The 26,169-nt window shown below is 72.2% G+C and carries 22 protein-coding genes; 9 read left to right on the top strand and 13 right to left on the bottom strand.

The features are described from left to right. Nucleotides 1-952 precede the first annotated feature (952 nt). The 3 genes from ABIC70_RS25250 to metB all read left to right on the top strand — a co-directional run bounded on the left by ABIC70_RS25250 (nt 953) and on the right by metB (nt 5,330). Nucleotides 953-2,677, top strand: a complete 1,725-nt coding sequence (locus ABIC70_RS25250; RefSeq protein WP_083683626.1) for a putative bifunctional diguanylate cyclase/phosphodiesterase — start codon at nt 953-955, stop codon at nt 2,675-2,677. 27 nt (nt 2,678-2,704) lie between these two features. Continuing rightward, nucleotides 2,705-3,685: a BLUF domain-containing protein gene (locus tag ABIC70_RS25245; protein ID WP_354441752.1), complete on the top strand. Its 981-nt coding sequence runs from the start codon at nt 2,705-2,707 to the stop codon at nt 3,683-3,685. Between the two features lie 484 nt (nt 3,686-4,169). Further along, a complete protein-coding gene (gene metB, locus ABIC70_RS25240) occupies nt 4,170-5,330 on the top strand; it encodes a cystathionine gamma-synthase (protein ID WP_354441750.1) in 1,161 nt (386 codons plus the stop codon). Between the two features lie 9 nt (nt 5,331-5,339). On the opposite strand, the gene ABIC70_RS25235 is transcribed toward metB, so the two are convergent. Then, nucleotides 5,340-6,095 carry a hypothetical protein gene (locus tag ABIC70_RS25235; protein WP_354441748.1) on the bottom strand — a complete coding sequence of 252 codons (756 nt, stop codon included), beginning with the start codon at nt 6,093-6,095 and terminating at the stop codon, nt 5,340-5,342. A 153-nt stretch (nt 6,096-6,248) separates the two neighbouring features. Beyond that, nucleotides 6,249-8,378: a TonB-dependent receptor gene (locus tag ABIC70_RS25230; RefSeq protein ID WP_354441746.1), complete on the bottom strand. Its 2,130-nt coding sequence runs from the start codon at nt 8,376-8,378 to the stop codon at nt 6,249-6,251. Between the two features lie 512 nt (nt 8,379-8,890). Here ABIC70_RS25230 and ABIC70_RS25225 point away from each other — a divergent pair. The 3 genes from ABIC70_RS25225 to ABIC70_RS25215 all read left to right on the top strand — a co-directional run bounded on the left by ABIC70_RS25225 (nt 8,891) and on the right by ABIC70_RS25215 (nt 13,013). Then, nucleotides 8,891-9,871 (top strand): hydroxyacid dehydrogenase, encoded by a 981-nt coding sequence (locus ABIC70_RS25225; protein ID WP_354441744.1) that lies wholly within the window; start codon nt 8,891-8,893, stop codon nt 9,869-9,871. A gap of 218 nt (nt 9,872-10,089) precedes the next feature. Next, the gene (locus ABIC70_RS25220; RefSeq protein ID WP_043348722.1) at nt 10,090-12,435 is read left to right on the top strand and encodes an Orn/Lys/Arg family decarboxylase; all 2,346 of its coding nucleotides are present in this window, start codon (nt 10,090-10,092) and stop codon (nt 12,433-12,435) included. Continuing rightward, a complete protein-coding gene (locus ABIC70_RS25215; protein WP_043348725.1) occupies nt 12,435-13,013 on the top strand; it encodes a GNAT family N-acetyltransferase in 579 nt (192 codons plus the stop codon). The genes ABIC70_RS25220 and ABIC70_RS25215 overlap by 1 nt, the downstream gene beginning before the upstream one ends. 167 nt (nt 13,014-13,180) lie before the next feature. Here ABIC70_RS25215 and ABIC70_RS25210 read toward each other — a convergent pair whose 3' ends face one another. Genes ABIC70_RS25210 through ABIC70_RS25200 form a run of 3 tightly spaced genes read right to left on the bottom strand, consistent with a single transcriptional unit; the run spans nt 13,181 to nt 15,028 of the window. Then, nucleotides 13,181-13,777, bottom strand: coding sequence for a YceI family protein (locus ABIC70_RS25210; RefSeq protein ID WP_354441741.1), 597 nt, complete (start codon nt 13,775-13,777; stop codon nt 13,181-13,183). After that, entirely contained in the window at nt 13,774-14,379 is a 606-nt protein-coding gene (locus ABIC70_RS25205; protein ID WP_354441739.1) for a cytochrome b, read from the bottom strand. The genes ABIC70_RS25210 and ABIC70_RS25205 overlap by 4 nt, the downstream gene beginning before the upstream one ends. Nucleotides 14,380-14,395: 16 nt before the next feature. Then, nucleotides 14,396-15,028 (bottom strand): YceI family protein, encoded by a 633-nt coding sequence (locus ABIC70_RS25200; RefSeq protein WP_354441737.1) that lies wholly within the window; start codon nt 15,026-15,028, stop codon nt 14,396-14,398. Nucleotides 15,029-15,129: 101 nt separating this feature from the next. Between ABIC70_RS25200 and ABIC70_RS25195 the strand changes: the two genes are divergently transcribed. Next, nucleotides 15,130-16,086: a LysR family transcriptional regulator gene (locus ABIC70_RS25195; RefSeq protein WP_354441735.1), complete on the top strand. Its 957-nt coding sequence runs from the start codon at nt 15,130-15,132 to the stop codon at nt 16,084-16,086. 268 nt (nt 16,087-16,354) lie between these two features. On the opposite strand, the gene ABIC70_RS25190 is transcribed toward ABIC70_RS25195, so the two are convergent. From ABIC70_RS25190 to ABIC70_RS25180, 3 genes are all read right to left on the bottom strand, one after another. Then, a complete protein-coding gene (locus tag ABIC70_RS25190) occupies nt 16,355-16,894 on the bottom strand; it encodes a hypothetical protein (RefSeq protein WP_236961915.1) in 540 nt (179 codons plus the stop codon). A gap of 322 nt (nt 16,895-17,216) precedes the next feature. Next, nucleotides 17,217-17,423: a hypothetical protein gene (locus ABIC70_RS25185; protein WP_043348747.1), complete on the bottom strand. Its 207-nt coding sequence runs from the start codon at nt 17,421-17,423 to the stop codon at nt 17,217-17,219. A gap of 268 nt (nt 17,424-17,691) precedes the next feature. After that, nucleotides 17,692-18,492 (bottom strand): spermidine synthase, encoded by an 801-nt coding sequence (locus ABIC70_RS25180; RefSeq protein WP_354441732.1) that lies wholly within the window; start codon nt 18,490-18,492, stop codon nt 17,692-17,694. Nucleotides 18,493-18,648: 156 nt separating this feature from the next. On the opposite strand from ABIC70_RS25180, the gene ABIC70_RS25175 reads away from it, so the two are divergent. After that, the gene (locus ABIC70_RS25175) at nt 18,649-18,900 is read left to right on the top strand and encodes a hypothetical protein (RefSeq protein ID WP_043348754.1); all 252 of its coding nucleotides are present in this window, start codon (nt 18,649-18,651) and stop codon (nt 18,898-18,900) included. A 9-nt stretch (nt 18,901-18,909) separates the two neighbouring features. On the opposite strand, the gene ABIC70_RS25170 is transcribed toward ABIC70_RS25175, so the two are convergent. The 3 genes from ABIC70_RS25170 to ABIC70_RS25160 all read right to left on the bottom strand — a co-directional run bounded on the left by ABIC70_RS25170 (nt 18,910) and on the right by ABIC70_RS25160 (nt 21,085). Beyond that, nucleotides 18,910-19,365, bottom strand: a complete 456-nt coding sequence (locus ABIC70_RS25170) for an SRPBCC family protein (RefSeq protein WP_354441730.1) — start codon at nt 19,363-19,365, stop codon at nt 18,910-18,912. Between the two features lie 86 nt (nt 19,366-19,451). Next, complete coding sequence (locus ABIC70_RS25165; protein WP_043348759.1) at nt 19,452-19,751, bottom strand: hypothetical protein; 300 nt, start codon at nt 19,749-19,751, stop codon at nt 19,452-19,454. Nucleotides 19,752-19,798: 47 nt separating this feature from the next. Next, nucleotides 19,799-21,085 carry a Zn-dependent hydrolase gene (locus ABIC70_RS25160; RefSeq protein WP_354441728.1) on the bottom strand — a complete coding sequence of 429 codons (1,287 nt, stop codon included), beginning with the start codon at nt 21,083-21,085 and terminating at the stop codon, nt 19,799-19,801. Between the two features lie 433 nt (nt 21,086-21,518). Here ABIC70_RS25160 and ABIC70_RS25155 point away from each other — a divergent pair, with 433 nt between their 5' ends. Next, nucleotides 21,519-22,073, top strand: a complete 555-nt coding sequence (locus tag ABIC70_RS25155) for a PAS domain-containing protein (protein ID WP_043387077.1) — start codon at nt 21,519-21,521, stop codon at nt 22,071-22,073. 13 nt (nt 22,074-22,086) lie between these two features. On the opposite strand, the gene ABIC70_RS25150 is transcribed toward ABIC70_RS25155, so the two are convergent. Together ABIC70_RS25150 and ABIC70_RS25145 are read right to left on the bottom strand one after the other, a co-directional pair. Next, on the bottom strand, nt 22,087-22,521 hold the full coding sequence (locus ABIC70_RS25150) for a GlcG/HbpS family heme-binding protein (RefSeq protein WP_043355601.1): 435 nt from the start codon (nt 22,519-22,521) through the stop codon (nt 22,087-22,089). An 87-nt stretch (nt 22,522-22,608) separates the two neighbouring features. Beyond that, complete coding sequence (locus ABIC70_RS25145) at nt 22,609-25,902, bottom strand: DEAD/DEAH box helicase (RefSeq protein WP_170867494.1); 3,294 nt, start codon at nt 25,900-25,902, stop codon at nt 22,609-22,611. Nucleotides 25,903-26,169: the final 267 nt, after the last annotated feature.

Raw genomic sequence — 26,169 nt, 5'->3', positions numbered from 1 at the left:
AGATCGGCACAAGTCTCTCACGCCAGACCCTAAGGCCTGGCCGCAAGGACAAACGCCGCCCGCGTCTCCCTTCCTCAATTCCAACTTGTCAAAGATCAGTAATCACTCTCGTAATTACCTTTCGAGGAGAAGTCAAGTACCTTGGCTTTCGCCAGATCTACTTTTCTAAACCTCGGGAAGTCCGTCCGACCCGCTCCGTTTTTCTTCCGGACCGCGTCGGGAGGCGCCGTATAAGCCGCCCCAGACTTCCGTGTCAACCGCCTTTTTCCCGGCGAAAGAACCGAACCGGTCGAGCCGGTCTCCGGTGCCTCCGTCGACAAAGCGCAACGCAGAACGGCCCGGGGGCCCTTCGGTGAAGCGCTGGACGATGGACGCTCCCTCAGTCGCCGCGTGCGGGTTGAGCCTAGGCTCAAGTCCGACGACCATCCGACCCTGAGGGTCGTCGCTGGCCGGCGATGCTGCTGGAAGGACCGGAGGACGGCGTGCCGTCGCGTCCGGTGAAGCGGATTTAGTGGGGCTCGCCGCGCGACGCAAGGGGCCGGGCGCAGGCCGGCCAAGCCCGGGATGCACACCTCGGCATCCGCGCCCGACCGACCGCCGCCGCATCGCCTGTAGTCCTCCGCGGACCGGCGGTTTCGCAAGCGTCCTGTCCGGGTGCCCGAACCGATCCCCCTCGCGCGGCCGACAGGCCGGGCGCGCCGGCCGGAAATCTGCGGATCGCCGCGATCGCCGACGCCCGCCCCCGCCCGCGGCTCCCTGAAGAGTACCGGGCTCATGGCATGAGCGCAGCGGACCGGGCGGCGGCGAGCGACACGATCGCATTCGCAGTCTTGAACGCAGATCAAGCCCGCGATCTTCTGGTCCTTAAAGATGGAATTAGCATCTTCGCATCTATGGAGTCCCTGTTTCCAGCCGCAGCTTGCCCGGCGGCTCACTCCGAGGCCCCTTAGGCATGCGCGCGGATCCCCAGCCTGCCGACCTGTCGCGCCGGGAGGCGGCGCGTCCGCCCCTGCCGGAGCGGGGCGTCGGGCGCGATCCCCTGCTCCCCTTTCTCGACGCGGTCCGGCAGGGTCTGCTGATGATCGACCCCACCGGGACGGTCATCGCGGCGAACGCCCCGGCCCGGCAGCTCCTGGCCGGCCTCAATGTCACGCTGCGGGTGCAGGCTTCGGCGATCCCGCTGCTGCGGGCCCTGCGGGCCGGGACCGCCCCGCCGCGGGGCGCCCTGCTGCGCAGCCTCCGCCGCGCGCTGGCCCGGCGGCAGCCGGTCGTGTTCGAGTTGCGGCACCGGGACCACACGGTCCAGGTGGAACTCCATCCTCTCGCGACGGGCGGCTGGGTCGTCTCGCTGGAGGATGTCAGCACCCGGAAGGCCACGGAAGCCCGGGCCGACGCGATGGCGCGGCGCGATCCCCTCACCGGTCTGCCGAACCGCCTGCTCCTGCGCGAGCGTCTCGCCGAGGCTCTCGCGCGTCTCGCGCGCACGGGCGAGTGCTGTGCCCTGCTGCTGATCGACCTCGATCGGTTCAAGCCGGTCAACGACACGCTCGGTCATCCGATCGGCGACGCGCTGCTGGAGACGGTCGCCGACCGCCTGCGCTCGACGGTGCGGCCCACCGACACGGTGGCGCGGATCGGCGGCGACGAGTTCGTCATCCTCCAGGCCGGGATCCGCGACGCGGCGGGCACGCAGGCCCTCGCCCGCCGCGTCGTCGACCTGATCGGCCGCACCTACATGGTGGAGGGCCATCTCCTGACGATCGGCGCCAGCGTCGGCGTGGCGCTCGCCCCCGAGGACGGGACCGACGCCGACCGGCTCCTGAAGAACGCCGACCTCGCCCTCTACCGGGCCAAGCTCGACGGCCGCGGCACCTACCGGTTCTTCGAGCCGGAGATGGATGCGCGCATGCAGGCGCGCCGCAAGCTCGAACTCGACCTGCGGCAGGCGCTCGCCCGGCGGGAATTCCAGTTGCACTTCCAGCCGCAATTGCAGCTCGCGAGCGGCACGCTGATCGGCTGCGAGGCCCTGATCCGGTGGCGCCATCCCGAACGCGGGTTGGTCTCGCCCCTCGACTTCATCCCGCTCGCCGAGGAGATCGGCCTCATCGTCCCGATCGGCGAGTGGGTCGTTCGCCAGGCCTGCCGCGACGCCATGACCTGGCCGGAGCACATGTCGGTGGCGGTCAACGTCTCGCCGGCGCAGTTCAAGAGCGACCGGCTGGTGGAGACGATCATCTCGGCCCTGGCCGGCTCGGGGCTGCCCGCCCGGCGGCTGGAGGTGGAGATCACCGAGGGCGTCCTGCTGCAGGAGAACGACAGGACGCTCCAGACCCTGCACCGGCTGCGGGAACTCGGCGTGCGCGTCTCCATGGACGATTTCGGCACCGGCTACTCGTCGCTGAGCTACCTGCGCTCGTTCCCCTTCGACAAGATCAAGATCGACCGTTCCTTCGTGAAGGATCTGACCAGCAAGCCCGACGGCGAGGCGATCATCCGGGCGATCGCCGGCCTGGGCAAGAGCCTGGGCATGACCACCGTCGCCGAGGGCGTCGAGACGGCCGAGCAGATGCAGCGCATCCGCCTGGAGGGCTGCACCGACGTGCAGGGCTACCTCATCAGCAAGCCCGTACCCGCCGAGGACCTGCGCCAGGTCTTCGCCGGCTTTCCGCAGACCTGATCACTCTTGCCTTCGGGACGCCTTGCCATGAGCGACCTCTACCGTCTCGTCTATGCCAGCAAGAACCTGCTGCAGGGCTCGGAGCCGGAGGTGATGGCCGCGGTCCGCCAGATCCTGGACGCGTCCCAGCGCAACAACGCGGCCCTCGGGGTAACCGGCGCCCTGATGTTCAACGCGGGCGCCTTCACGCAGGTGCTCGAAGGTCCGCGTCGGGGGGTCGAGACGACCTTCGAGCGGATCCAGCGCGACCTGCGGCACGACGACGTCACGGTCCTGCAATGCGGCCCGGCGGAGAGCCGCGCCTTCGCCAACTGGTCGATGGCGTTCGTGGGCCAGTCGTCCAGCGGGCAGGCCCGCTTCAGCAGCCTCTCGGCCGAGAGCGGCTTCGACCTCGCGCGCCTCGACGGCGACCGGGTCTTCGCCATGCTGCACGGGCTCGTTCTCGAGGAAGAGGGATTCCCGGTCGTGGGGGCCAATCCCGTGGCGACAGCCTTCTTGGAGGCTGCCCCCGTGGAGGCCGCCCCCTTGGAGAGCGCTCCCGTGGAGCGCGCGCCCTTAGCGGCCGGGCCCGAGCCGCGTGCGGCTGCCGGGCTCGACGTCGCGCAGGTGCGGGCCGAGATCGCGCGGCTGCGTCCGGAGCCCGCATCCCAGGCCCCGGCGCCGGCTCCTGCCGGGTCGGATCGGGCGCCGCGGGCCGCACCGGTCCTGCGTCGCCCCGCCGGGACGCGCGGCGCGGCCGAAGCCGCCCTCAGCGTGCTCAAGGCGGCCCTGGCGAGCGAGCGGCAGCGTACGACCGACCTGCGGGCGGAGATCGACGGCCTGCGCGTCGCACTGGCCGCCTCCGCGGACCGGCTTGAGGTCCTGCGCGACGAACGGGACCTGTGGGCCGGACGGGCCGGTCTCCTGGCCCGCACCCTGGCGCAGGAGGCCGAGGGCGTGCGGGCCGCCGCACCGGCCGTGGCGGACGAGACGCCACCGGCGGCGGTGCGCGAGACTCGCACCGCCTGACTCCGCCGCGGCGGGCGGGCGAAAGGGTGTCATCGTGGCCGATCTCGAAGGACCCGATGACGCGGCCGCACGACCTCCGGAGCCCCCGGGCATGACCGGTGGCGCCCTGTGCCTGCCCCTGTCCGCCACCGACAGGAACACCTTGTTCGACGCGTTCACCCCGCAGCGCGCACAAGGCCTGCGGCACTGGCACACGGTCGTCATGCCCGGCCAAGGCGGCGACCTGACCGCCGGGGCGACACAGTCCTGCGCTACGGACTGTCCACCGTGATGCTCGGCTATCGGGCGGCGGCCCTGCTGCGCGCGCGGATCCGACGGGACAGGTCTTCGCCGGCATGGCGCCCTGGCCGTGGCGTCGCCGGGCGCTGACCGTCCCAGCATGAACGCGGGATCGTTCTCTTGAAAGTCTGATACGTTCTGCATAAAGAACGCCCGTTCGCTCCGGTTGGACAGTGCGGACGATCTCTGCATGGAGGACGAGGCGATGTCAGAGGGATTTGCGGCCCGTACCGTTGCGGCGGCCAACGGCGTGGCCCAGGACGCGGCCTTCGGCGCGGTGATCGCGCCGATCCACCTGTCGACGACCTTCAAGTTCCCGGCCTTCGAGCAGGCCGGACCCTATGACTACTCGCGTCTCGGCAACCCCACGCGGGACGCCCTCGCCGACACGATCGCCAAGCTCGAGGGCGGCGCCCGCGCCGTCATGGTGGCGAGCGGCATGGCTGCCCTCGATCTCGCGCTGTCGAGCCTGCGGCCGGGCGATCTCCTGGTCGCACCGCACGATTGCTACGGCGGGACTCACCGGCTGTTGAGCTTCCGCGCCGCCCGCGGGCATTACCGCGTGGCCTTCGTCGACCAGACCGATCCGGACGCGCGGGCGGCGGCCCTGGCCGAAGGGCCGAAGGTCGTGCTGATCGAAACGCCCAGCAACCCACTGATGCGCGTGGTGGATATCCGACGCATCACCGCGGACGCGAAGGCGGCCGGCGCGCTGGCCGTGGTGGACAACACCTTCCTGTCGCCCGCCCTGCAGCAGCCGATCGCCCTCGGGGCGGATCTGGTCGTCCATTCCACCACCAAGTTCCTGAACGGCCATTCCGACGTCATCGGCGGGGTCGTGGTCGCCGCTGACAAGGCCGTTGGGGAGGAACTCGCCGCCTGGGCGAACACGATCGGGGTCACGGGCTCGCCCCTCGACGCTTATCTGACGCTCCGGGGCCTGCGCACCCTGTTCGTGCGGGTGGAGCAGCAGCAGCGCAACGCCGCCGTCCTGGCGGCCTTCCTGGAGGCGCATCCGGCGGTGGCCCGCGTGCATTACCCGGGTCTGCCCACCGATCCGGGACACGCCCTGGCGAAGATGCAGCAGGCGGGCTTCGGCGCCATGCTGAGCTTCGAGCTCGCCGGGGGCCGTGCGGCGGTGAAGACCTTCGTGGAGGCCCTGCGGGTGTTCACGCTGGCCGAATCCCTGGGCGGCGTCGAGAGCCTGATCGCCCATCCGCCGACCATGACGCATGCGGCCATGGACCCGGAGGCGCGCGCCATCGCGGGCATCACCGACGGGCTGCTGCGTCTCTCCGTCGGCCTGGAGGCGGAAGCCGACCTGCTGGCCGACCTGTCGCGGGCCTTCGAGGCCCTGGACGGCTGAGCCGGCCGGTCACTCCTCCTCGACCACGCTGAACCCGGACTCGTCCTCGACCACCCGGAAACGGGCGCGCTGCACGGTCCGGGAGCGCTCGGCCGCCTCGTCGCGGCACTTGTCGACATGGGCGGCGCGGTTGACCACCTGCAGGTTCGGCGCCCCCCAATAGCCGAGCAGCACCGGCCAGGGCGCGTCGCGGTGCTCCCGCCAGACCCGGTAGAGCGGCAAGGTGTGGTCGACCTCGGCCGTCTTCAGCAGGCGTTTGCCGGTGGTGGTGCAGCGATGCCGCTGGCGGAGCTTCAGCGCCCGGACCTGGGCATGCGGCGCGATCCAGAACTTCCAGGCCGCGACACAGGCCGCGTGCCAGCCGGCATTGGTGTTGGGGGCGCCGCGCGCCCAGAGATCCCGGTGCCAGCCGAACCGGTAGACCGGCTGACCGCAAATGCAGCAGACGCCCCGGCCGCGGGCGAAGACCGGATTGCGGTAGGGTGCCGGCGGCATGCGGAAGCTACCGGCCCGGCCCTCGGCCCCGAGCTGCCAGATCCAGCCCTCGGGCGTCCCGGAGCGGGCCGCCAGCGCCCGGGCCAGCCGGTCGGCGCGGAGGATGTGGTTGCGCCAGTAGCTCTCGACGGCGAGCCGCGGTGTCGGCGGGATCAGCGGGCGCGCCAAGGCGTGCTGGAGGACCGGTGCCGGGAAGATGGCCGGCAGGGCTTTCTCCAGTCGCGCCCGGGCCTGCTCGTTGCGGAGGGTGCGCCAGCTCGATGTGGTCATGGTGGACCGGTGGTAACCCGGCAGGCGCCGCGCCGCGACGGCGCCGCTGCAACAGCGGGCGGCTCCCGCACGCCCGACTCTCAGGGTTAAGAAAGTGTTTCCCGTGAAACATCGCGCGGCCCGTCAGAAGCAGCATGGCCGCTCCGGTCCGGCTCAGAGATCCACCGCCATCGACAGTAGGTAGGTGCGCGGCGCGCCCTGGAAGAAGGTGCCGAACGACGCGACCCCGGTCCAGTACCGCGCGTCGGTCACGTTGAGGATGCTGGCCCGGAAGGTCGTCGGCCGCTGGGCGACCAGGGTCGTGTAGCGCAGGCCGAGGTCGAGGCGGGCCCAGGCCGGCAGGGCCTGGGTGTTCGCGAGGTCGACGAACTGCCGCCCGGTGGAGATGACGGCGCCGTTGAGCGTCAGGCCGGGCAACCCGGGCAGGTCCCACTCGGCGCCCAGGCTCGCCTGGACCTCTGGCACGCCGATCGGCCGGTGCCCGCGATTGGCGGCGAGCGCCGTCCGGACGAGGCGTCCGTCCAGCAGGGTCACGCCGCCGACCACGCGCACCTGCGGCGTGATCTCGCCAAACAGGCTCAGTTCGAGGCCGCCGACGCGCTGCTCGCCGGTTGCCGCGAAGCGCCCCTGCGGGCCGAGTTCGCCCGCGGGCTTGGTGATCCGGAACGCGCCGAGCGTGGCGCCGAACCGGCCGAGATCGAGCTTCACGCCGGCCTCGACCTGCCGGGCCACGTAGGGCGCCAGGATCGTGCCGGAATTGGTCGCCACCGCCGGAGCCACGTCGCCGCGGCTCAGGCCCTCGATGTAGTTGCCGTAGAGCGAGACCGAGTCCCAGGGCCGCACCACGAGACCGACCATCGGGGTCGTGGCGCTCTTGTCGTACGACGAGGCCAGCGTGCCGACATTCGACAGGTAATTGTGCGCCTCCACGCGCTGGCGGCGCACACCCAGGGTCAGTAGGACGCGCTCGTCGAGGGCCGACAGCGTGTCGGCCACCGCGATCCCCGACAGGGTGCTGTCGGACAGGCGGGGCCGGCCGATGCCGTAGATCGGCGCGATGTACGGGACGAGGGCCGGCGCGTAGAGGTTCGACAGGTAGGCGCCCCGGCCGGGCGAGAACCGCCGTCCCGTCGCCTCGTCGTACACGGAGCCCTGAAGCGTGAGGGCGTGGCGGATGAATCCGGTCTCGAACTTGGCCCGGACGCCGCCGTCGTAGGTGAGCCGGTCGACGCCGAGGGCGTAGAATTGCGGCGTGCTGGTCGTGTCGCCGCGGCCGTTGAGGATCGTCGGCGCCGATTGGAAGTACCGCTCCACTCCGGTCTGCCCGCCGCCGACATCCGCGAACAGCGTGACCTGATCGGTCAGGTCGTACTCGGTGCGCAGCAGGCCGCCGCGATCGTCGACGTCCGAGTATTCCCAGGGCTGGGTCAGGTTCAGGCGACCGTCGGGCGCTCGCGGTACGGGCACGCCGGCCCGCAGGAGGAACGGGCGCAGCGGCGCGTTGAAGCGGTCCGTCTGCGCCAGCAGGTAGAGCCACGCGCGGAACCGGTCACCCTGGTAGTCGAGGGCCAGGGCCCCGACGCCGGTCGTCTCGGTCTGGCGGTCGAAGGGCGTGGCGCCGCCGTGCAGGCTGCCGACGACGCGGGCGCCCCATTCCCGTCCCGGCCCCCAGCGGCGGGCGACGTCGACCTGGCTGCCGCCCCAGGCGGTCGAGCCGTAATCCAGGGTGACGCGGGTCAGGTCCGCGCCGGCGCGCTTCGGGACGATATTGACCACGCCGCCGACCGCGCCGTTCGGCGACACCCCCGTGAGGGCGGCGGACGGCCCCTTTAGGACCTCGATGCGCTCCACGTAGTCGGTGAAGATGCGGAAGCTCGGGGCAATGCCGTAGAGCCCGTCGAAGGCGACCTCGCCGCTGGTGTTCTCGTTGGACGGGAAGCCCCGGATGGAGAAGGAGTCGAACGGCGCCCCCGTGGTCTGGGTGGCGCGCACCGACGGGTCGAGGACCAGGGTCTCGGACACCGTCCGCGCCTGCCGGTCCCGGATGAGCGTGTCGGTGTAGCTGGCGATGCTGAAGGGCGCCTTCTGGATCTCGGTATCGCCCAGCAGGCCGAGGCGACCGCCCCGCGCCACCTGACCGCCGGCATAGGCCGGGACCGGTCCGCGCGGCGCGGCCGCGCTCGCGACCGAGATTTCGTCGAGCTGGACCTCCCGGCCGGCCCCGGCCTCCTCCGCGCGGGCCGCGTGCAGCCCGGAACCGACGAAGCCCAGCAGGACAGCCATCGGGAGAACCGGCCGGGCCGCGCGCCGCCGGCGCCGGTTCCGCGCGGAAACCGACACCGAGAAATCTTGAGACCGCATTGTCGTGACGAAAGCTCCGAATCACGGAGCAAGGCAGCAAATATCTCTACGTGTGTCAAAAATACATTTGGATTAATTATAATTATATTCAGCGCACGCAGGGTCGATCTACGTGATCGATATTGAGTGCGTTCTATACTGAATTCCATTGCCGAACGACATCATTATCAGTGCCTCACTCATCATCGCACGGTCGAGCCGGCGATTTCGCGGAAGGCCGGGCCAGAGCTCGGCCGAGGCGCGCGGCCGGGATCGTCGGGCCGGGCGGGGCGTGCGGGGCCCGACACGACCGCGATCGGGTGTGGATCGCGCGCGTCCGATCGGGTTGCCGCGGCGGAGACCGGGGCGCCCGGTTGCCAGGGTTGCCCACCCCGCCTAGACGGGCCCGGCGCGAAACGTGCCTGTCACCCCTCCTCTAGTGCAGAGGTTTTCCCGTGATCACCGGTCCGTGCCTCATCGTCCAGCCGATCCACGCGGCGGGCCTCGACCGGCTGCGGGCGGCCGGATTGGAGCCGCGTCCGGCGAGCGGCACGGATCCCGAGACCCTGGCCCGCGAGGCCGCCCCGTGCGTCGCCGTCATCACCCGCAACACCGGCTTCCCGGCCCGCGCCATCGCGGCGGCCCCGGCCCTGCGGGTGATCGGCGTGCACGGCACCGGCACCGACCACGTCGCCACCGCCGAGGCGACCGAGGCCGGGATCGTGGTGGTCAACACGCCCGGCGCCAACGCCGTCTCGGTGGCCGAGCAGACGCTGGCGCTGATCTTCGCCCTGGCCAAGGCCCTGCCGGAGGCCGACCGCTCGGTCCGACGCGGCGACGACAGCTTCAAGTTCACCGCCCGCCTGATCGAGCTGGCCGGCCTGACGCTGGGCCTCGTCGGCTTCGGGGCGATCGGGCAGGCGACGGCCCGGCTCGGCACGGCCCTCGGCCTGCGGGTGCTGGCCTACGGCCCGAGCCGGCCGGACGCCGACTTCGCCAATGCCGGTGCCCTGCGGGCTCCTTCGGTGGACGCGCTCCTCGCGGAGGCCGACATCGTCTCCCTGCACGTGCCCCTGACCCCGGCCACCCGCGGCCTGATCGGCCGGGACCAGCTCGCCGGGATGAAGCGGGACGCCTTCCTGATCAACACCAGCCGCGGTGGTCTGATCGACGAGGCGGCCCTGGTGGAGGCGCTGGAATCCGGCACGATCGCGGGCGCCGGGCTCGATGTCTTCGCGCAGGAGCCTCTGCCGGCCGACCACCCCCTCGCCCGTCAGGCGCGGGCGATCCTGACGCCCCATGTCGGCGGTTCCACCGGGTCGGCCCTGATCCGCACCGCCGAAATCGCCGCCGGCCGCGTGGTCGACGTGCTGGCAGGCCGGCGGCCGAGCGGACTGGTCAATCCGGATGTCTGGGCGCGGCGGCGCGCCCTGTGATACCCTGAGACGGGTTGCTGCCGCGGGCCGCGCGACCGATCTCCGACCGGCACCTCAGGACGAGGGCGCGGATGGGAAGGCCGCGGTCCAACGGCTCCGACCGCGCCCGGATCACGCCCTTTCGTCCGCACCACGACCACCCGCCGCGCACGTTGTCATGCAATCGTCGCAGACGGGCCGGAAAGCCACGCGCTGCATCCGAGGCCAGAGAGGGCTCCATGGACTTCCACCGTCGCTTCACGGTCCTGATGTGCGCCCCCGCCTTCGATCCGGACGATCTCGAAGGCGCGCGCGTCAATCAGATCGTGGCAGCCGTGGAGCAGCGCGGCTTCGAGGTGGTGCGCGCCCGGCGGGTCGAGGACGCGGCCATCGCGGTGCAGACCGACGCCGCGGTGGGCTGCCTCGTGGTCGATTGGGGCAAGCGCGGCCTCGACGGCAAGGCCGCCGCCCTCATCGACATGATGCGCAAGCGCGGCCTGGAGATGCCGATCGTCATCATGGTCCGCCGCAAGCGGCTGGAGGACATCCCGGTCGAACTGCTCGATTTCATCGACGGCTACATCTTCCTGGCGGAGGAGACCCCGGAATTCATCGCCCGCGGCCTCGTCAGCCGGGTCACGCAATACGCCCAGACCCTCAAGACGCCGTTCTTCGGCGCGCTCGTCGACTACGCCGAGAAGGGCAACCAGCTCTGGACCTGCCCGGGCCACAACGGCGGTATCTTCTACAACCGGTCGCCGATCGGCCGGATCTTCGTGGAGCACCTGGGGGAAGCGATCTTCCGCGACGACCTCGACAACTCGGTCCTCGACCTCGGCGACCTGCTGACCCACGAGGGCCCGGCGCTGAAGGCCCAGAAGGAGGCCGCCAAGATCTTCGGGGCCGAGAAGACCTACTTCGTCCTCAACGGCACCTCGGCCTCCAACAAGATCGTCCTGTCCTCGCTGATCGCGGAGGACGACCTCGTCCTGTTCGACCGCAACAACCACAAGGCGGCGCATCACGGCGCCCTGTTCCTGGGCGGCGGCATCCCGATCTTTCTGGAAACGGACCGGAACGCCTACGGCCTGATCGGCCCCATGTATCATGAGGCCCTCGACGAGACCCGGATCCGGGAGAAGATCCGCCGGAACCCGCTGGTGACCGATCCCGAGGCGTGGCGCCGGGAGCGGCCGTTCCGCGTCGCGGTGATCGAGCAGTGCACCTACGACGGCACGATCTACGACGCCCAGGAGATCCTGGAGAAGATCGGCCACCTCTGCGACTACATCCTGTTCGACGAGGCCTGGGCGGGCTTCATGAAGTTCCACCCGCTCTACGCCCGCCGCTTCGCCATGGGGCTGACCGGCCTCGACGAGACCTCGCCCGGCATCGTCGCCACGCAATCGACCCACAAGCAGCTCGCGAGCTTCTCCCAGGCCTCGCAGATCCACACCCGCGACGGGCATATCCGCGGCCAGACCCGGCGGGTCGAGCACAAGCGGCTCAACGAGAGCTTCCTCGTCCACGCCTCCACGTCGCCCTTCTACCCGCTCTTCGCCTCCCTCGACGTCGGCGCCCAGATGATGAAGGGCCGCTCCGGCATGATCCTGTGGGACGACACGATCCGGCTCGGGATCGAGTGGCGCAAGAAGGTCCGGGCGATCCGGCGGGAATTCGAGGAGAACGAACGCGATCCCGCAAGGCGCTGGTTCTTCGACCCCTTCGTGCCGGACGTGACGGTGAATGCCGACGGCGCCGAGGTGCCTTGGGAAAGTGTGCCGACCGACGAGCTCGCCGCCACGCCGCGCCACTGGGAGCTGAAGCCGGGCGCCCGCTGGCACGGCTTCACCCACGTCGCGCCGGGCTACGCGATCACCGACCCGAACAAGCTCACCGTGCTCACCCCCGGCTTCGACCGGCACACGGGGGCCTACGCCCAGCACGGCGTGCCGGCGCCGATCGTGGCCCAGTACCTGCGTGAGAACCGGATCGTCGCCGAGAAGAACGACCTGAACTCGCTGCTCTTCCTGCTGACCCCGGGGGTCGAATCCTCCAAGGCCGGCACGCTGATCTCGGGCCTCGTCGCCTTCAAGCGGCTCCACGACGACAACGTCCCGCTGGAGGAGGCCATGCCGGAATTCGTCAACCGCCGGCCGAACCGCTACCGCGGCGTGCGCCTGCGCGACCTCTGCGCCGAATTCCACGCCTTCCACCGGGAGGCCGGCACCTCCACGCTCCAGCGGCGCCAGTTCGCCCCGGAGCACCTGCCCGAGATGGTGATGCCGCCCAAGAAGGCCGCCCAGCTGCTGACCCGCAACAAGGTCGATTACGTGCCGATCGCCGAGGCCGAGGGGCGGATCGCCACCACGCTGATGCTGGTCTATCCCCCGGGCATCGGCACGGTGCTGCCGGGCGAGCGCCTGGACGACCGGGCCAAGCCCATGCTCGACTATTTCAAGATGTTCGAGGCCTCCGCCAACCTGTTCCCGGGCTTCGAGGCCGAGATCCAGGGTGTCTACCGCGAGGTCGATCCGGACGGGCGGATCCGCTTCCACACCTACGTGGCACGCGAGGGGGCCTGATGGAGATCGAGGTCGAGACGCCCGGCCTGGTCCCGGCCCGCACCTGCCCCGACATCGTCATCCGCGCCTCCTCGGATGCGGATGTCGAGGCGATGGTGGCGATCTACGAGCACCACATCAGCAGGGGCGTGAGCGATGTCGGCGTCGCCGAGGAGGACCGTCTGCTTCCCGACGACCTGAAGCGGCGGCGCAAGACCATGCGCAAGAAGCGCCTGCCCCACCTCGTGGCCGACCGGGACGGCGCGGTGGCGGGCTACGCCTACGCGGTGCCGTTCCGGAAACGCCCGGCCTACCGCTACACGCTGAAGCACTCGATCTACGTGCATCCCGACCACCTGCATGCCGGGATCGGCCGCCGGCTGCTGCCGGCCCTGATCGAAGCCTGCGCGGCCGGCGGCTACCGCCAGATGATCGGCTACATCGACGCCGAGAACGCGGCGTCCCTGCGGCTCCACGAGGCCTGCGGGTTCGAGCGGGTCGGCTACCTGCGGGCGGTGGGCTTCAAGTACGGCCACTGGTCGGACAGCGTCATGGTCCAGCGGGCGCTGGGCACCGGGTCGGAGGACCGGCCGGGGTAGCGGGCCGGGACGGGGCGGCGTCCGACGCCCGGCCGCCGTCGTTGCGAGCGCAGCGAAGCAATCCAGGAGCGCCACACTTACGGAGGGCGCGCTACCCTGGGTCGCTTCGCTGCGCTCGCGATGACGGAGCGCGTGACACCCGCCGAAGGAGTCGACCGGGGCCGGGATCAGTGGCCGGAGGCCGGCTGCGCCGTTGCGACGATGTCGACCTCGACGCCGACATCGAGCGCCACCCATTGGCCCGAGGCCCAGGCCCCCTGGCCGACGCCGAACTCGGTGCGGACGAGGCCGACGCGCCCCACGGCATGCGCCGCGCCGCCGTCGAAGGTCAGGTGGAACGGCAGCGTCACCGGCCGGCTCGTGCCGCGGATCGTCAGCGTCCCCACCGCCGCGTAGTCGCCCTGCCCCTTGTCGACGAAGCGGGTCGCCTCGAAGCGCGCCTGGCTCGCCGCCTTGACGTCGAACCAGTCCTTCTGCGGCATGGCCTCGTCGCGCTGGACGTCCCCGGTTCGCGCGCTGGCGAGGTCGACCAGCACGAGCGCGTGCCCCGCCTCGGGCTTGGCGGGGTCGAAATCCACGCTGGCCGTGAACCGCTCGAACCGCCCGGTGAACGGGACGCCGACCTGCACGCCCGAGAACCGGATCGCGCTCCGGGCCGGATCCACCGCCCACTCGGCGGCGGCGGCCGGCAGGGCTTCGCCCAGGAACACGCACAAGAACGCGCCCTGCAGCGCCGCAAGCAGGCAGAGGTGACGCGCGTTCATCGGGTGGGCTCCACGATCGGGGCGGTCGACGGCCGGCGCCCCGGCAGCATGCGGCGCAGCACGTCGTCGCGCAGGAGGAAATGGTGGCGCAAGGCGGCCGCCACGTGGACGGCGAGGAGGGCCGCCGGGAACCACGCCCCCAGGGCATGGACTTGCTTGAGGAGGCCCTCGGCGGCGGCGGGGTCGGGGACGTGGGCCGCCAGCGGCAGGTGCGGCCAGGGGACGAGGCCGTAGAGCACCGTCGGGATGTTGAACGGCGACAGCGAGACCACGGCCCAGCCGGTCAGGGGCAGCCCGACGAGGAGCAGATAGAGCAGGTGATGCGCCGCCGCGGCCGCCCGCCGCTCCCGCGCCGGCATCCCGGCCGGGTGCGGTGGCGGCCGGTGGGTCAGGCGCCAGAGGAGGCGCAGGACCGTCAGCGCCAGCACCGTGACGCCGACCGACTTGTGCCACTGGTAGAGCTGGAACTGGCGCAGCGGCGCCAGGGCCGCGTGCGTCATGGTCAGCCCGAGGCCGATCAGGACGAGCACGGAGAGCGCGCTCGCCCAGTGCAGCAGGATCGCCACGGCGGAGTACCGCCGCGCGGAAACCCCGTTCGCCATGGCCGATCCCCCGGTGTCAGTCCTGCTTCTCGAAGGCGCCCGCGATGGTGAGGTGCAGCTCGTCGCCGATCAGCGGCACGTAGGTCTTCACCCCGAACTCCGAGCGCTTGAGCGTGCCGGTGGCCTCGAAGCCGACCGTATACTTCTTGCTCAGCGGGTTCACGCCGGCGCCGACCAGGGTGACGTCCAGCGTCACCGGCTTGGTCACGCCGTGGAGCGTCAGGTCGCCCGTCACCTTCGCGTGGTCCTTGCCGGCCGGCGTGACCTTGGTGGACACGAAGGTCATGTCGGGGAACTTGGCGGCGTCGAGCCACTGGTCGCCCTTGAGCTCGTCGGTGAGCTTGGCGCTGGTGGTCGTCACCGAGGCGACCGGGATCTTCACCGAGAGCTTGGCCGCCGCCGGGTTCTTCGGCTGCAGCTCCAGCGTGCCGGACACGTCCGAGAAGCCGCCGGCATAGTTCGAGAAGCCCATATGGGACACGCGCCAGCCGACCTGGGTGTGGCCGGGATCGACCGCGTAGGTGCCGGCCTGGATCTGCGCCGGATCGCGGGTCGGCGGGGTCTGGGCCAGCGCCGAGGTGGCGACCGAGGTGGCGACCGGGGTGGCGACCAGCAGGGCCAGCAGGCCGGAGGCGAGAATCGACTTCAAGGGTGTCTCCTGCAGAGCAGACGGTCGAGCGCGATTCGCTGCGCCGCAGCAGCCCTGTAGACCCGTTCACGGCACCGGTTGAGCCTGCTATCCGGAACCCCATGGTTGCGAGAACGGAAACCTTCCGGGGCGGACTCGAGGATGTTCGGGCGTTCTGCGCCGTCGTCGATCTCGGCACGGTGACGGCCGCGGCCGCGAGCCTGCAGGAGACCAAGGGCAGCGTCAGCCGACGGATCTCCCGCCTGGAACAGGCGCTGGGCGCCCGGCTGATGGCGCGCACCTCACGGGCGGTCTCGCCGACGGCCGAGGGGCTGGCCTTCTACGCCAAGGCGCAGGAGAGCCTGACCCTCCTCGACGAGGCGGCCGAGACCGCCCGCGACGCCCGCACGGTGCCGACTGGGCATCTGCGGATCACGACCTCGATCGATTTCGGGATCGAGGTGATGCCCGAGATCGTCGCGAGCTTCCGGACCGCCTACCCGCAGATCACCGTGGAGATGCTGAACACCGACGCGCGCCTCGACCTCGCGGCCAACCGGATCGACCTCGCCCTGCGGCTCGGCGGCGCGGAGGAGACCGGCTACCGCGCGATGGTCCTCGCGACCCTGGCTCTCGGCCTCTACGCCGCCCCCGCCTATCTGCTGCGCCGCCCGGCCCCGACGGACCTCGCGGGCCTGCGCGACCACGACCTGATCCTCGCCCGGGAGCGGATCGGCACGGCGGGACTGGTGCTGACCGACGGGCAGGGCCGTACCGAGCCGCTGGCCTTGAGCCCGGCCATCCGGGTCAGCGACTTCGCCACCGCGCACCGGCTGACCCTGGCGGGCGCCGGGATCGGCCATCTCCCGAGCCTCGTCGCCGCCCGCGCCGTGGAGGCGGGGGAGATCCTGCGGGTGCTCAGCCCCTGGGCGACCCGCGGCGCGCATCTGCGCGCCGTCACCCTCGCGGGGCGCGAATTGCCCGCCCGCGTCCAGGTCTTCCGCGAGCATGTCCGCAGCGCCCTGGCGGCGCGCGACTGCCCCGGCGCCACCCTGGACGGCGACAACCCAAACAGATGACGCCCTCTCTTGCGCCGGAGATGACAGGGGCTGCGATCGGAATGGGCATCGCCCGGGCGACCGCCTAAGCCGAGCGACCCGCCGCCACCCGGTTCGTTCTGCCGTCGGCGGGCCGGTCCATCACGACCGACTTATATCTGCGCCGTGGCGACAGCATCGCTCTGCGCACCGGCGATGCGCACCTACCCCCGGACCAGCCGAAGGATCTCGCCATCCCGTGCGCGACGCACCCTTCCGCCGCGTCGGAGTCGGGGCATCGCGGCGCGGCTCAGCCGTCGCGACCGAGGCCGAGACCGCGGATGATGTCGCCGATCGGATCGATCTTCGGGGACGGGGCGGCCACCGGGGCCGTCTGGGGGGCCGCGGCGACGACGGCGGGCCGATCGGATTGCGCGGTGCGCTCGAGTGCCGCGTGGCGAAGCCGGGCAGCCCGGCGCGACCCGCGCTCCGCCCCCTTCGGCCGATGCGTCGCCACGGCCTTCCGCAGCGGTTCGGCCGGACGTGCCATCTCGGCCGGAAGCGGCGCGGTCGGCATCGCCGTGGAGGGAACCGCGGCGGCGATCCGCGGCGTCGGGCCAGCTGCCAGCGCCCCGGTGGTCTCCGGTGCGGACGCGTGGGCCGGGGGATTCACCCAGGCGGCCGGCGCGACCGGTGCCGCAGCCGTCACGACCGGACGTGCAGGGCGTGTCTGCACCTCGTAATTGCCTGGATGCAGAATATGCGCGGCCGCCACCAGCCCGAATACGGCAACGGCAGTGGTACCGAGGGTGGAGCGGTAGTGTTCCATGGCGGAAAAACGTACCGCCAAGCTCTCGGTTCCGCGCCAACGAACCGTGCGTCGGCGCAAACAAAAAAGGCCACTCCCGAAGGAGCGGCCCGAAGTCTAGGGAGGAAACGCCCAAGAAGGGCAGCGGGATCGCGACGCCATCGCCATCCCGCAATGCAAAGATAGGATACCGCAGTGCGGCATGCAACGGATCGGACGCCGGGGAGATATGCATATGCTCCCCTGTCGGGCCGCTCAGCCATGCACCTGAAGCATGTCACCGCGCGGGATCGCGGACGGACCGCGCGACGCGCAGAGCGCCCTGCACGCGGATCTGGCGGTGGCGGGTGGACGAGAACGGGATCTAGGCCCCCCCGGACCGACCATCCTGGCCGATGAGCCGCTCGATCTCCGCCTCCGCGACGGCACGTGCCGCGTGCTCGGAGGTGTACGGGCGGAACGACCCCCGGACCAGCTTGCCGCGGTCGCGGATCGCCCAGGTGAAGCGGCCGGGATCATGCCGGCTCGGCCTGACCTCGACCGTGTAGAGATGCCCGCCCGTCGCACCCATGGTGGGAATGTGCGGAAGCGTCCCGCATCGGGACAGGGGGTGCGACCCTGGGCGTCAGTCCCGGTCGCGACAGCCGTTCTCCCCGCGTTGCTATGGCGTGCTCCGGACCAGGGCCGTCCGACCCGCCCCCCCTCCTCCGGAGGGGCCGGAGCGCGGACCCCTCGGGCGGAGAGGGGTGGATCGGAACGCCGCGGAGGCCGCATCGGCGGTCCCGTCACCCCGCGGTGGGGAATCACAGAACCCGGTTGCACCCCGTGCGGGAACGGCCCTAGCGCGCCGGCCGCCGCCGGCCCTGGGCCGGTCCGCGCGGTCCGGCGCCGCCCGCCGGCCGGCCCTCGCTCCGGCCCTCACCCCGAGCCTCGCCCCGAGTCTCGCCCCGAGTCTCGGCCTGCCCCTCGGTCCGGGTCCCGAGCCAGACCACGTGCTTCGGGCCGCTGCCCCGGCCGCTCGCGTGGACGCGCTGCTCGTCGACCGCGAAGCCGGAGCGCTGCAGGCGGCTCTTGAACTTCCGGTCCGGCGCGCCCGACCAGACGCCCAGGATGCCGCCCGGCCGCAGGGCCCAGCGGGCGCGCTTCAGGCCCCAATTGTCGTAGAGCCGGTCGTTCGCCTTGCGCATCAGCCCCTCCGGGCCGTTGTCGACGTCGAGCAGGATCGCGTCGTAGCGCGCCGGGCCGGCCTGGATCAGGCGGTTGACGTCGGCCTCCTGCAGGTCGACCCGCGGATCGTCCAGGCAGCCGGCGAAGACGTGGGCGAGCGGCCCCCGGGCCCAGGCGACCACGGCGGGCACCAGCTCGGCCACCACCACCTGCGCCTCCGGCCCGAGGCCTTCGAGCGCCGCCCGCAGGGTGAAGCCCATGCCGAGGCCGCCGATCAGGATCCGGGCCCGGGGCCGGTCCTGGAGCCGCGCGCAGGTCATCGCGGCGAGCGCCACCTCGGAACCGCTGCGCCGGTTGTTCATGAGCTCGATCGTGTCGGCCATGATGGCGAATTCGTCGCCGCGCCGCATCAGGCGCAAGTCGGTGCCGCCCCCGGGCACGGATCCGGTATCGAGATGAACCCAGGGTATCACGCACACGTCCTCGGCTTGCCGGCGCCCGTCCCGTACGGGCGGCGGAGGGATCGCGGCAGGAGCAAGGCGGCGCCCGGACCCGGCAGTGCGCGTCGCGCAACCCCCTGCCCGGCGACGCACCTTGCCGCGACCGATTCCGGCGGCGTATCAGCACCTATGGCCAAACGCATCAAGTCGAGACCCCAGGAGCGGGGCTCCGTTCTGTTCGATATCGTCTTCACGGACGGTTCACGGGCCTCGAACCGGCGTGTGCCGGCCGAGATCCTCGGCGGCCTGGACGGCGACGAGCCGGCCCGGCAGCTCATCGCCGAGCAGGAGGAAGAGATCGCCCGCAAGGCCGGACGGCCGGGCCGCGCGATCGAGAGCCTGACGCGCTCGCCCGTCGTCAAGCCGAAGCCGGTCGTCTGACCGGAGCGGTCAGGCGCTCTCGGCCAGCCGGCGCAGGACCTCGTCGCGCAGGGCCTCGTTCATCGCCGCGAACCGGGCCTGCAGGCGCGTCCGCAGCCACGGGACCAGAGCGGGGGCGAGCAGGCCTGCGACGGCCACCGCCTGGACGAGGCAGACCCCGTCGGCGGTCTCGAGGATCCGGACCTCGTGCTCGCCGACGAGCAGGGGCGGCATCGTGAGGCCGCCGCGCCAGGCGAGGCGCCGGCCGGGTTCCCAGCCGGTCACCGTCACCTGGCGCGTCCGGTAGGCGCGGCCGTTCAGGGTCCGCTCCAGGCGCCAGCGCGCGCCCTCGCGCAGGCGGCCCGCCGCCTTGCGGATATACGGGTTCCACGCCGGGTAGGAATCCAGATCCGTCAGCACGGACCAGACCAGTCCGGCCCGCGCGGGGATCGCGATCTCCGTGCTGCTGATCCGAACGCCCGTCATGCCTTCCCTCCCGCCGCCCTCCCGCCGGCGCCCGTTCGCCCCGGCCGCTCCCGCTCTCCGAGACCGCGCGCCGCCCACCCGGCGGTTCAGACCGCGCCCTCGACCACTTCCAGCGCCCGCAGGATGGCGAACCCGATCCGCTCGGCCTCGGTCTCCGCGTCGGCGGGGAGCAGCGCCACGGTCTCGACCCCCCGCTCGTCCTCCGGACCGACCACGACCCGGATCACGTCGCCCTCGACCGCCGACGGGTCCCGGATCAGGCCGACCCGATGGCCGGCCCCCGTGCCGAAGACGCGCAGGGGCGCCTGGGCGGGATCGGGCTCCGGTTCCGGCGCGGGGGTGCGGGGGACGCCGAAGGCGGGGCGGATGACGTTGTCGTCGGACATGCGGAACCCAGTCTCCGTTCGTACGCGGGTGCCGGTGCGGGCGGGGCTCAGGCCGGCCCGGTCCGGGGGGCGGCGAGACCCGCCGTCGCGAGCACCGCGTCGGCCAGCACCTCCAGGCCGGCCCCGGCCCAGGCCGGCGTGATGCTCTCGGCCTCGTTGTGGCTGATCCCGCCGTGGCAGGGGCAGAACACCAGGGCCGCCGGCACCGCACGGGCGCAGTAGACGGCGTCGTGGTAGATCGCGGTCGGCATCCGCGTCCAGGCATGGCCCCGCGCCTCCGCCGCCGCCTGGACGCGATCCACCAGAACCGGATCGAACGGGGTCGGGGGCGCCCGCCAGAACTCCGAGACCTGGATCGTGACGCCGCGCCCGGCCGCCAGCGCGTCGGCCCGGGCGCAGATCCGCGTCCCCATCGCCTCCAGCTGCGCGGTGTCGCCGTGGCGGGTGTCGAGGCTGAACCAGACCCGGCCGGGCGTGATGTTGCGGCTCGCCGGCTCCGCCTTCAGCACGCCGACGGTGGCGCGGCCGCGCTCGCCCCCCTCGCCGACCGCCGTCTCGGCGATGTCCTCCAGCGAGGCGATCAGCGCCGCCGCGGCCATCATCGCGTCCCGCCGGCCCGCCATGGGGCTGCCGGCATGGGCCTCCTCGCCCAGCACGGTGATCTCGTACCAGATCTGGGCGAGCGCCCGGTCGACCACCCCGATGGTGAGGCCGGCCTCCTCCAGGCGCTTGCCCTGCTCGATGTGGAGCTCGAAATAGGCGCCGATCTCCCGCAGGGCGGCCGGATCCGCCGTGCCCTGCCAGCCGATGCGCCGCAGCGCGTCGCCGAAGACGTGGCCCGCGAGGTCGCGGGTCGCCAGGATGTCGGCCTCCGGGACGATGCCCATGGCGACGCCGCTGCCGCTCATCGGCGGGGCGAAGCGCGCGCCCTCCTCGTTGCACCAGTTGATCAGCAGGAGCGGCGCCTCGGTCTCGATCCCGGCCTCGTGCAGGGCGCGCATGATCTCGAGCCCGGCCAGCACGCCGAGGGGTCCGTCGAACTTGCCCCCGGTGGGCTGGGTGTCGAGATGGCTGCCGATGGCCACGGGCTTGCGGCTCGGATCGCGCCCGGGGCGGCGGAAGATCATGGTGCCGACCCGGTCCACGGTGAGCGTCAGCCCCGCCGCCTCGCCCCAGCGTTGGAACAGGGCGCGGCCCTCGGCGTCGCGGTCAGTCAGGGCCTGCCGGTCGTTGCCGCCGTTGGGGAGCGCGCCGATCCGGGCGAGGTCCATCAGGCTGTCCCAGAGCCGGACCTGCGAGAGCGGGAGGTTGATGCGGTCCACCGTGCGCTCCATGGTGCCTCTGCCGAATGCCGACCGGACGGTGCAGGTTACGGCGCACCGGCAACCCGCACCAGGGTCGGGCGACGCGCGTTCCGGCGGCCGGGCAGCGGCCGTCCCGGAGCCCGGGGCGGAGTGCGGAATTCTCTCCGATCGCGCGGTCTACCCATCATTTGTGATCGAACTTTCTCTGCCGCAGCGATGTGGATCCGGTCTTTGTGCCGTGATGGGACGACCGAGACCTGTCGAGGAACGCCGAGATTCGCCCTGCGCCGCATCGATGTCTTCCTCGGCCGCAATGCGACCCGAAACTCGGCGGCCGCGACGCCGCGTATGAAGCTGTCGACCGGGACGATACTGGACATCCGGCTTGCCGCGCGCATGTGGCGCGGATCAATCTGTCCATCATCGTACAATTATCGATACTAGCCAGTTCGGAGAGGATTCCATGATGCTGGCTTCTACGGCAGCCTCTGCCCTGCAGGCCGCCGGACTGATCGGACTCTGGGATACGGACGTCCGGGCCGGCCGGTCGGTGCTCGACACGGGCGCGGCGTCTCTTCTGGCGGGGGACCCGCGGCTCGCCGGGACGCCGCTGCCGCTGGACGCCGCCCTCGGCCGCATCCACCCGGCGGACCGGGACTGGGTGTTCGGCCGGATCCACCATGTCCGTCGGACCGGGGGCCCGGTTTCGCTGGAGTTCCGCATCCTGACCGGGGCGGGCGAGACCCGCTGGATCCTCAACCGCGGCTGCCTGACGCCCGACGCGGACGGCGCGCTGCGGGGGCGCGGCGCCTATATCGACGTGACGGATCTCCATCCGCCGTCGGTGCGGGACGCGGAGGGCAGCGGCGCCGCGCAGGGGGCCGACCTGAACGTCGCGGCCGACCACGGCATCGCGGTCCACGCGGCGCTGGAGCGCCACGGGGACCCTTATCTGAAGACGGTCTCGGAGATGCTGCTCCTCGGGATCGGCCGTGCGCTGGCGCGGCGCGAGCCCTGAGGAATCCGCAGGCTCAGGTGCGCCAGGGATGGGCCGGCAGTTCGGTCTGGCCGATGGCCTTGGCGCCGGCTTCCGCGACGGTGTGGTCGTTCTCCACCGTCGAGCCGCTGACCCCGATGGCGCCCGACATCACGCCGTCGGCGTCGACGATCGGGATCCCGCCCGGGAAGGTGATCAGCCCGTCGTTGGAGTGCTCGATCCCGTAAAGCGGACCACCCGGCTGGGACAGCTGGCCGATCTGGCCGGTCATCATGCCGAAGAACACCGACGTCTTGGCCTTCTTCTGGGCGATGTCGATGGACCCGACCCAGGCATCGTCCATGCGGTGGAACGCCTTGAGGTTGCCGCCGGAATCCACCACGGCGATGCACATCTGGGTGCCGAGCTCGACGGCCTTCGCCCGCGCGGCCGCGATCGCCGTCTCGGCCTGCTCGATCGTCACGTGCATGGGACACTCCCGTTCGCGTTGTCTGCGCGACAGGCTGTGACGGTTTGAAGCGCCCGGCGCAAGATCGACCGCAGATCGGCGGCGCGCTCAGCCGGCGCGCTCCCGGGCGGCGCGGATGCGCTCCAGGAGGTCGGCCGCCAACGCCGCGCACCCGGCGGAATCCGGGCAGGGCCGCTTCCACACCACCCGTCCCTCGCGCAGGATGACGTCCGCCTCGGCGGCCATCGCGGGTAGCGGCCGGTCCGGCCGCAGATCGGCCGCGACGCCCTGCGGGCCGCCCCGGAGCCGGGCGACGCCCAGCGCGCAGCAGGATGCGCGCAGCCGCGCTAGGTCGAACAGGGCGAGCACCGGCGCGGGGGCCGCGCCGAACCGGTCCTCGACCTCGCCGGCCAACGCTTCGATCGCCTCGGGATCCTGCAAGCGCAGGAGGCGCGTGTAGAGGCTGAGGCGGATCTCGGGCTCGGGGACGTAATCCTCGGGAATGCGGCTCGGCAGACCGAGTTCGATCTCGGGGCTCCAATCCTCGGCGCGCTCGCCCTTGGCGGCGGTGAGCGCCAGCTGCAGCAGGTGCTGGTAGAGCCCGAGCCCGACGAGCTTGGCGTGACCCGCCTGATCCTCGCCGACGAGGTCGCCGGCGCCGCGCAGATCGAGGTCCCGGGCGCTGACCGCGAAGCCGGCGCCGAGGCGGTCCAGGGCCTCCAGGGCCCGCAGGCGCTGGAGCGCCGCCGCCGGGGGCGGCGCCGCCGGGTCGCTCAGCAGATGGACGGTTCCGCGCCGCTGGCCGCGGCCGACGCGGCCCCGGAGCTGGTGGAGCTGCGCCAGCCCGAACCGGGCGGCCTCCCAGACCAGCATGGTGTTGGCCCGGGGCACGTCGAGACCGCTCTCCACGATGGCGGTGGCGAGCAGGACGTCGCCGTCGCCATCCGCGAAGCGGACCATGACCTCGTCCATGGCGGAGGGCTTGAGATCCCCGTGCGCCACCAGGATGTCGAGGCCCGGCACAAGGGCGCGCAGCCGCTCGGCCATGGGGCCGATATCCTCGATCCGCGGGCAGACCACGAAGCTCTGGCCGCCCCGGCGGTGCTCGCGGATCAGTGCCTCGCGGACCGCCTCGGCGTCGAAGGGCGCCACCACGGTCCGGACCGGCTGGCGCAACGCCGGCGGCGTGGCCAGCACGCTGAGGCTCTGGAGGCCGACGAGCGCCGCCTGGAGCGTGCGCGGGATCGGGGTCGCGGTGAGCGTCAGGACGTGGCCGCCATCCGCGAGGCGGCGCAGGTCGGCCTTCATCTTCGCGCCGAAGCGCTGCTCCTCGTCGATCACGGTCAGGCCGAGATCCGCGAAGGACACCCCGCTGCCGGCGAGCGCGTGGGTGCCGACCACGAGCCGGATCGTGCCGTCGGCGAGCCCCGCCTTGACGCGCTTGGCCTCGGCCGGCGCCACGAGGCGCGAGAGCTGCGCCACCTCCACGCCGAACCGCCCGAAGCGGCGGCGCAGGGTCTCGGCATGCTGGCGGGCCAGCACGGTGGTCGGGGCGATCAGCGCCGCCTGCCGGCCGGAGAAGATCGCGGCCGCGAGCGCCCGGAGCGCCACCTCGGTCTTGCCGAAGCCGACATCGCCGCAGACCAGCCGGTCCATCGGCCGGCCAGAGGCGAGGTCGGCCATCAGCGCATCGACCGCAGCCGCCTGATCGGGCGTCGGCGCGAAGCCGAAGCCCGCGGCGAACCGCTCCATGTCCCGGGCCGGGGGCGACAGGACCGGCGCCTCCGTCTCCCGGCGGGCGCGGGCGGCCTCCAGCATCAGGCGGGCGGTCCGCGCCATGGTGGCCTCGGCCTCCAGGCGGCGCCGGGGCCACGTGCCGCCGTCGAGCTTGTCGAGGGTGACGGCGTCGGGCTCCGGACCGTAGCGCCAGATCCGGTCGGCCTGGGTCACCGGCACCATCAGGATCGCGTCGCCGGAAAAGCGCAGGCGCAGGGCCTCGGAGGGCTCCTCGCCCCGGGTCGTCACCGCCTCCAGCCCCTCGAACACGCACAGGCCGTGATCCCGGTCGACGGCCACGTCGCCGGGGCGCAGGTCGACCTCGCCCATGGGCAGGATCGCCCGGGCGCCGCCCGTGACGGCGGCCTCCGGGCCGAACAGGTCGGCGGCGGCGATCACGGTCGCGCCCTGCTCGGGCACCCGGAAGCCGGCCGCCAGCGGCGCCTCCAGGGCGAGGACGTCGCCGGGTGCCGCCTCGGCGACGTCGGCCCAGGCGTCGATCAGCCGGATCGGGCGCTCGGCGATCTTGCCCGCCTGGCGCACGAGGCGCCGGAGTGGACGGACCGAGCCGGCGAGCACGACGACGTCGCCGGCCTTCAGCCGCTCGCGCAGGACCTTGGCGAAGGCCGTTCCCGGCCGGCGCTCGCCGGCGAAGGTCGGCATGGCCCGGGGCTCCCCGGCCGCCTCGGTGACGGCAAGCCGGCCGTGCGCCGCCACGATGGCGCGCCACGCCTCCGGCGTCAGATAGAGGGCGGCGCCGGGCTGCCCCTGCGCGTCGCGGGCGGTCAGCCGGCCCCGCGCCTCGTCCATCTGCTCGAAGAAGGCGTCGACCCGGGCCTGCGTGCCGTCCTCGACCGCGAGGCGCGCGCCGGGCACGTAGTCCAAGAGGGTGACGAGGCGGGGGTAATAGCGGTCCAGGCGATGCTCCTGGCCGGTGAAGGGCTCGAAGCTCTGGCCGGATCCGGGCTCCAGGATGATCTCGGTGGCGGGATCGATGACGAGTTCGTCCGCCTCGGCCACCGAGCGCTGCGAGATCGGGTCGTAGGAGCGGATCGCCGTGACGCGCCCCTCCGCGTGCTCGATCCGGCAGGGCCGCGGCGCGGCGGCGGGGAACACCTCGACGGTGCGGCCGCGGACGGCGATCTCGCCGGGCTCGTCGACCCGTTCGTCGAGGATGTAGCCGAGGCGCTTCAGGTCGGCGGTCGCGGCGGCGACGTCGAGGGGGTCGCCGACCCGCAGGGTCACGCGGGCCGAGGCCCAGGTCTCCGGCGGCGGCACGCGCTGCACGAGGGCGGGGGCGGTCGTCAGCACGAAATCCGGCAGCGCCTCCCGGTCGGTCAGCCAGCGCAGCACCGCGGCCCGGGCGCCCATCATGGCCCGCGACGGCGAGGCGTGGTCGAAGGGCAGGCAGTCCCATTCGGGATAGATCGCGACCTGCGCGTCGGGATCCAGCGCCCGGAGGGTCGCGGCGAGGTCCTCGAGGCGGCGGGCATCCCGGGCGACATGCACCACCGGACCGGGGCCCTCGGCATAGGCCAGGAGCGCCACCGCCAGGGCGCCGGTGGGCATCAGCGGCGCGTCCTCCAAGCCCTGATGGGCGCCCGCCTTCGTCCTGCGCTTGGCCATGCCTGATCCGAACCCGTCCCTCTTGAGCCGGCAACGCCGCACCGCCCCCGCGGGCTCCCGGCCGCGGCGATCCGATCCACAGCCGTGACCGCGCGGCCTCCGGTGCGGTCCGCGCCGGCACAGATCACGAAGACACCGCAGCGGGCGCCCGGACGGGATCGTCGGCCCGGACAAGACTTGGCCGGCGCCTGTGAAACCATGTTGTCGCCGACGATCCGATGCGAATGTCGACTAATGGACTGTCGCGGAATGCTTGGGCTGGTCGCG

Source organism: Methylobacterium sp. 1973 (genome assembly GCF_040545035.1).
Classification (GTDB): Bacteria; Pseudomonadota; Alphaproteobacteria; order Rhizobiales; family Beijerinckiaceae; genus Methylobacterium; species Methylobacterium fujisawaense.
Note: the sequence above shows the minus strand (reverse complement) of the source record. Positions and strands in the feature narration are given on the sequence as shown.

What these genes read in the sequence shown, in the direction of transcription:
- ABIC70_RS25195 (WP_354441735.1), top strand. Translation starts at nt 15,130, where the DNA reads ATGGTTGCGAGAACGGAAACCTTCCGGGGCGGACTCGAGGATGTTCGG.
- ABIC70_RS25205 (WP_354441739.1), bottom strand. Translation starts at nt 14,379, where the DNA reads ATGGCGAACGGGGTTTCCGCGCGGCGGTACTCCGCCGTGGCGATCCTG.
- ABIC70_RS25165 (WP_043348759.1), bottom strand. Translation starts at nt 19,751, where the DNA reads ATGTCCGACGACAACGTCATCCGCCCCGCCTTCGGCGTCCCCCGCACC.
- ABIC70_RS25210 (WP_354441741.1), bottom strand. Translation starts at nt 13,777, where the DNA reads ATGAACGCGCGTCACCTCTGCCTGCTTGCGGCGCTGCAGGGCGCGTTC.
- ABIC70_RS25220 (WP_043348722.1), top strand. Translation starts at nt 10,090, where the DNA reads ATGGACTTCCACCGTCGCTTCACGGTCCTGATGTGCGCCCCCGCCTTC.
- ABIC70_RS25235 (WP_354441748.1), bottom strand. Translation starts at nt 6,095, where the DNA reads ATGACCACATCGAGCTGGCGCACCCTCCGCAACGAGCAGGCCCGGGCG.
- ABIC70_RS25170 (WP_354441730.1), bottom strand. Translation starts at nt 19,365, where the DNA reads ATGACGGGCGTTCGGATCAGCAGCACGGAGATCGCGATCCCCGCGCGG.
- ABIC70_RS25145 (WP_170867494.1), bottom strand. Translation starts at nt 25,902, where the DNA reads ATGGCCAAGCGCAGGACGAAGGCGGGCGCCCATCAGGGCTTGGAGGAC.
- metB (WP_354441750.1), top strand. Translation starts at nt 4,170, where the DNA reads ATGTCAGAGGGATTTGCGGCCCGTACCGTTGCGGCGGCCAACGGCGTG.
- ABIC70_RS25175 (WP_043348754.1), top strand. Translation starts at nt 18,649, where the DNA reads ATGGCCAAACGCATCAAGTCGAGACCCCAGGAGCGGGGCTCCGTTCTG.
- ABIC70_RS25250 (WP_083683626.1), top strand. Translation starts at nt 953, where the DNA reads ATGCGCGCGGATCCCCAGCCTGCCGACCTGTCGCGCCGGGAGGCGGCG.
- ABIC70_RS25245 (WP_354441752.1), top strand. Translation starts at nt 2,705, where the DNA reads ATGAGCGACCTCTACCGTCTCGTCTATGCCAGCAAGAACCTGCTGCAG.
- ABIC70_RS25160 (WP_354441728.1), bottom strand. Translation starts at nt 21,085, where the DNA reads ATGGAGCGCACGGTGGACCGCATCAACCTCCCGCTCTCGCAGGTCCGG.
- ABIC70_RS25230 (WP_354441746.1), bottom strand. Translation starts at nt 8,378, where the DNA reads ATGGCTGTCCTGCTGGGCTTCGTCGGTTCCGGGCTGCACGCGGCCCGC.
- ABIC70_RS25150 (WP_043355601.1), bottom strand. Translation starts at nt 22,521, where the DNA reads ATGCACGTGACGATCGAGCAGGCCGAGACGGCGATCGCGGCCGCGCGG.
- ABIC70_RS25155 (WP_043387077.1), top strand. Translation starts at nt 21,519, where the DNA reads ATGATGCTGGCTTCTACGGCAGCCTCTGCCCTGCAGGCCGCCGGACTG.
- ABIC70_RS25215 (WP_043348725.1), top strand. Translation starts at nt 12,435, where the DNA reads ATGGAGATCGAGGTCGAGACGCCCGGCCTGGTCCCGGCCCGCACCTGC.
- ABIC70_RS25185 (WP_043348747.1), bottom strand. Translation starts at nt 17,423, where the DNA reads ATGGGTGCGACGGGCGGGCATCTCTACACGGTCGAGGTCAGGCCGAGC.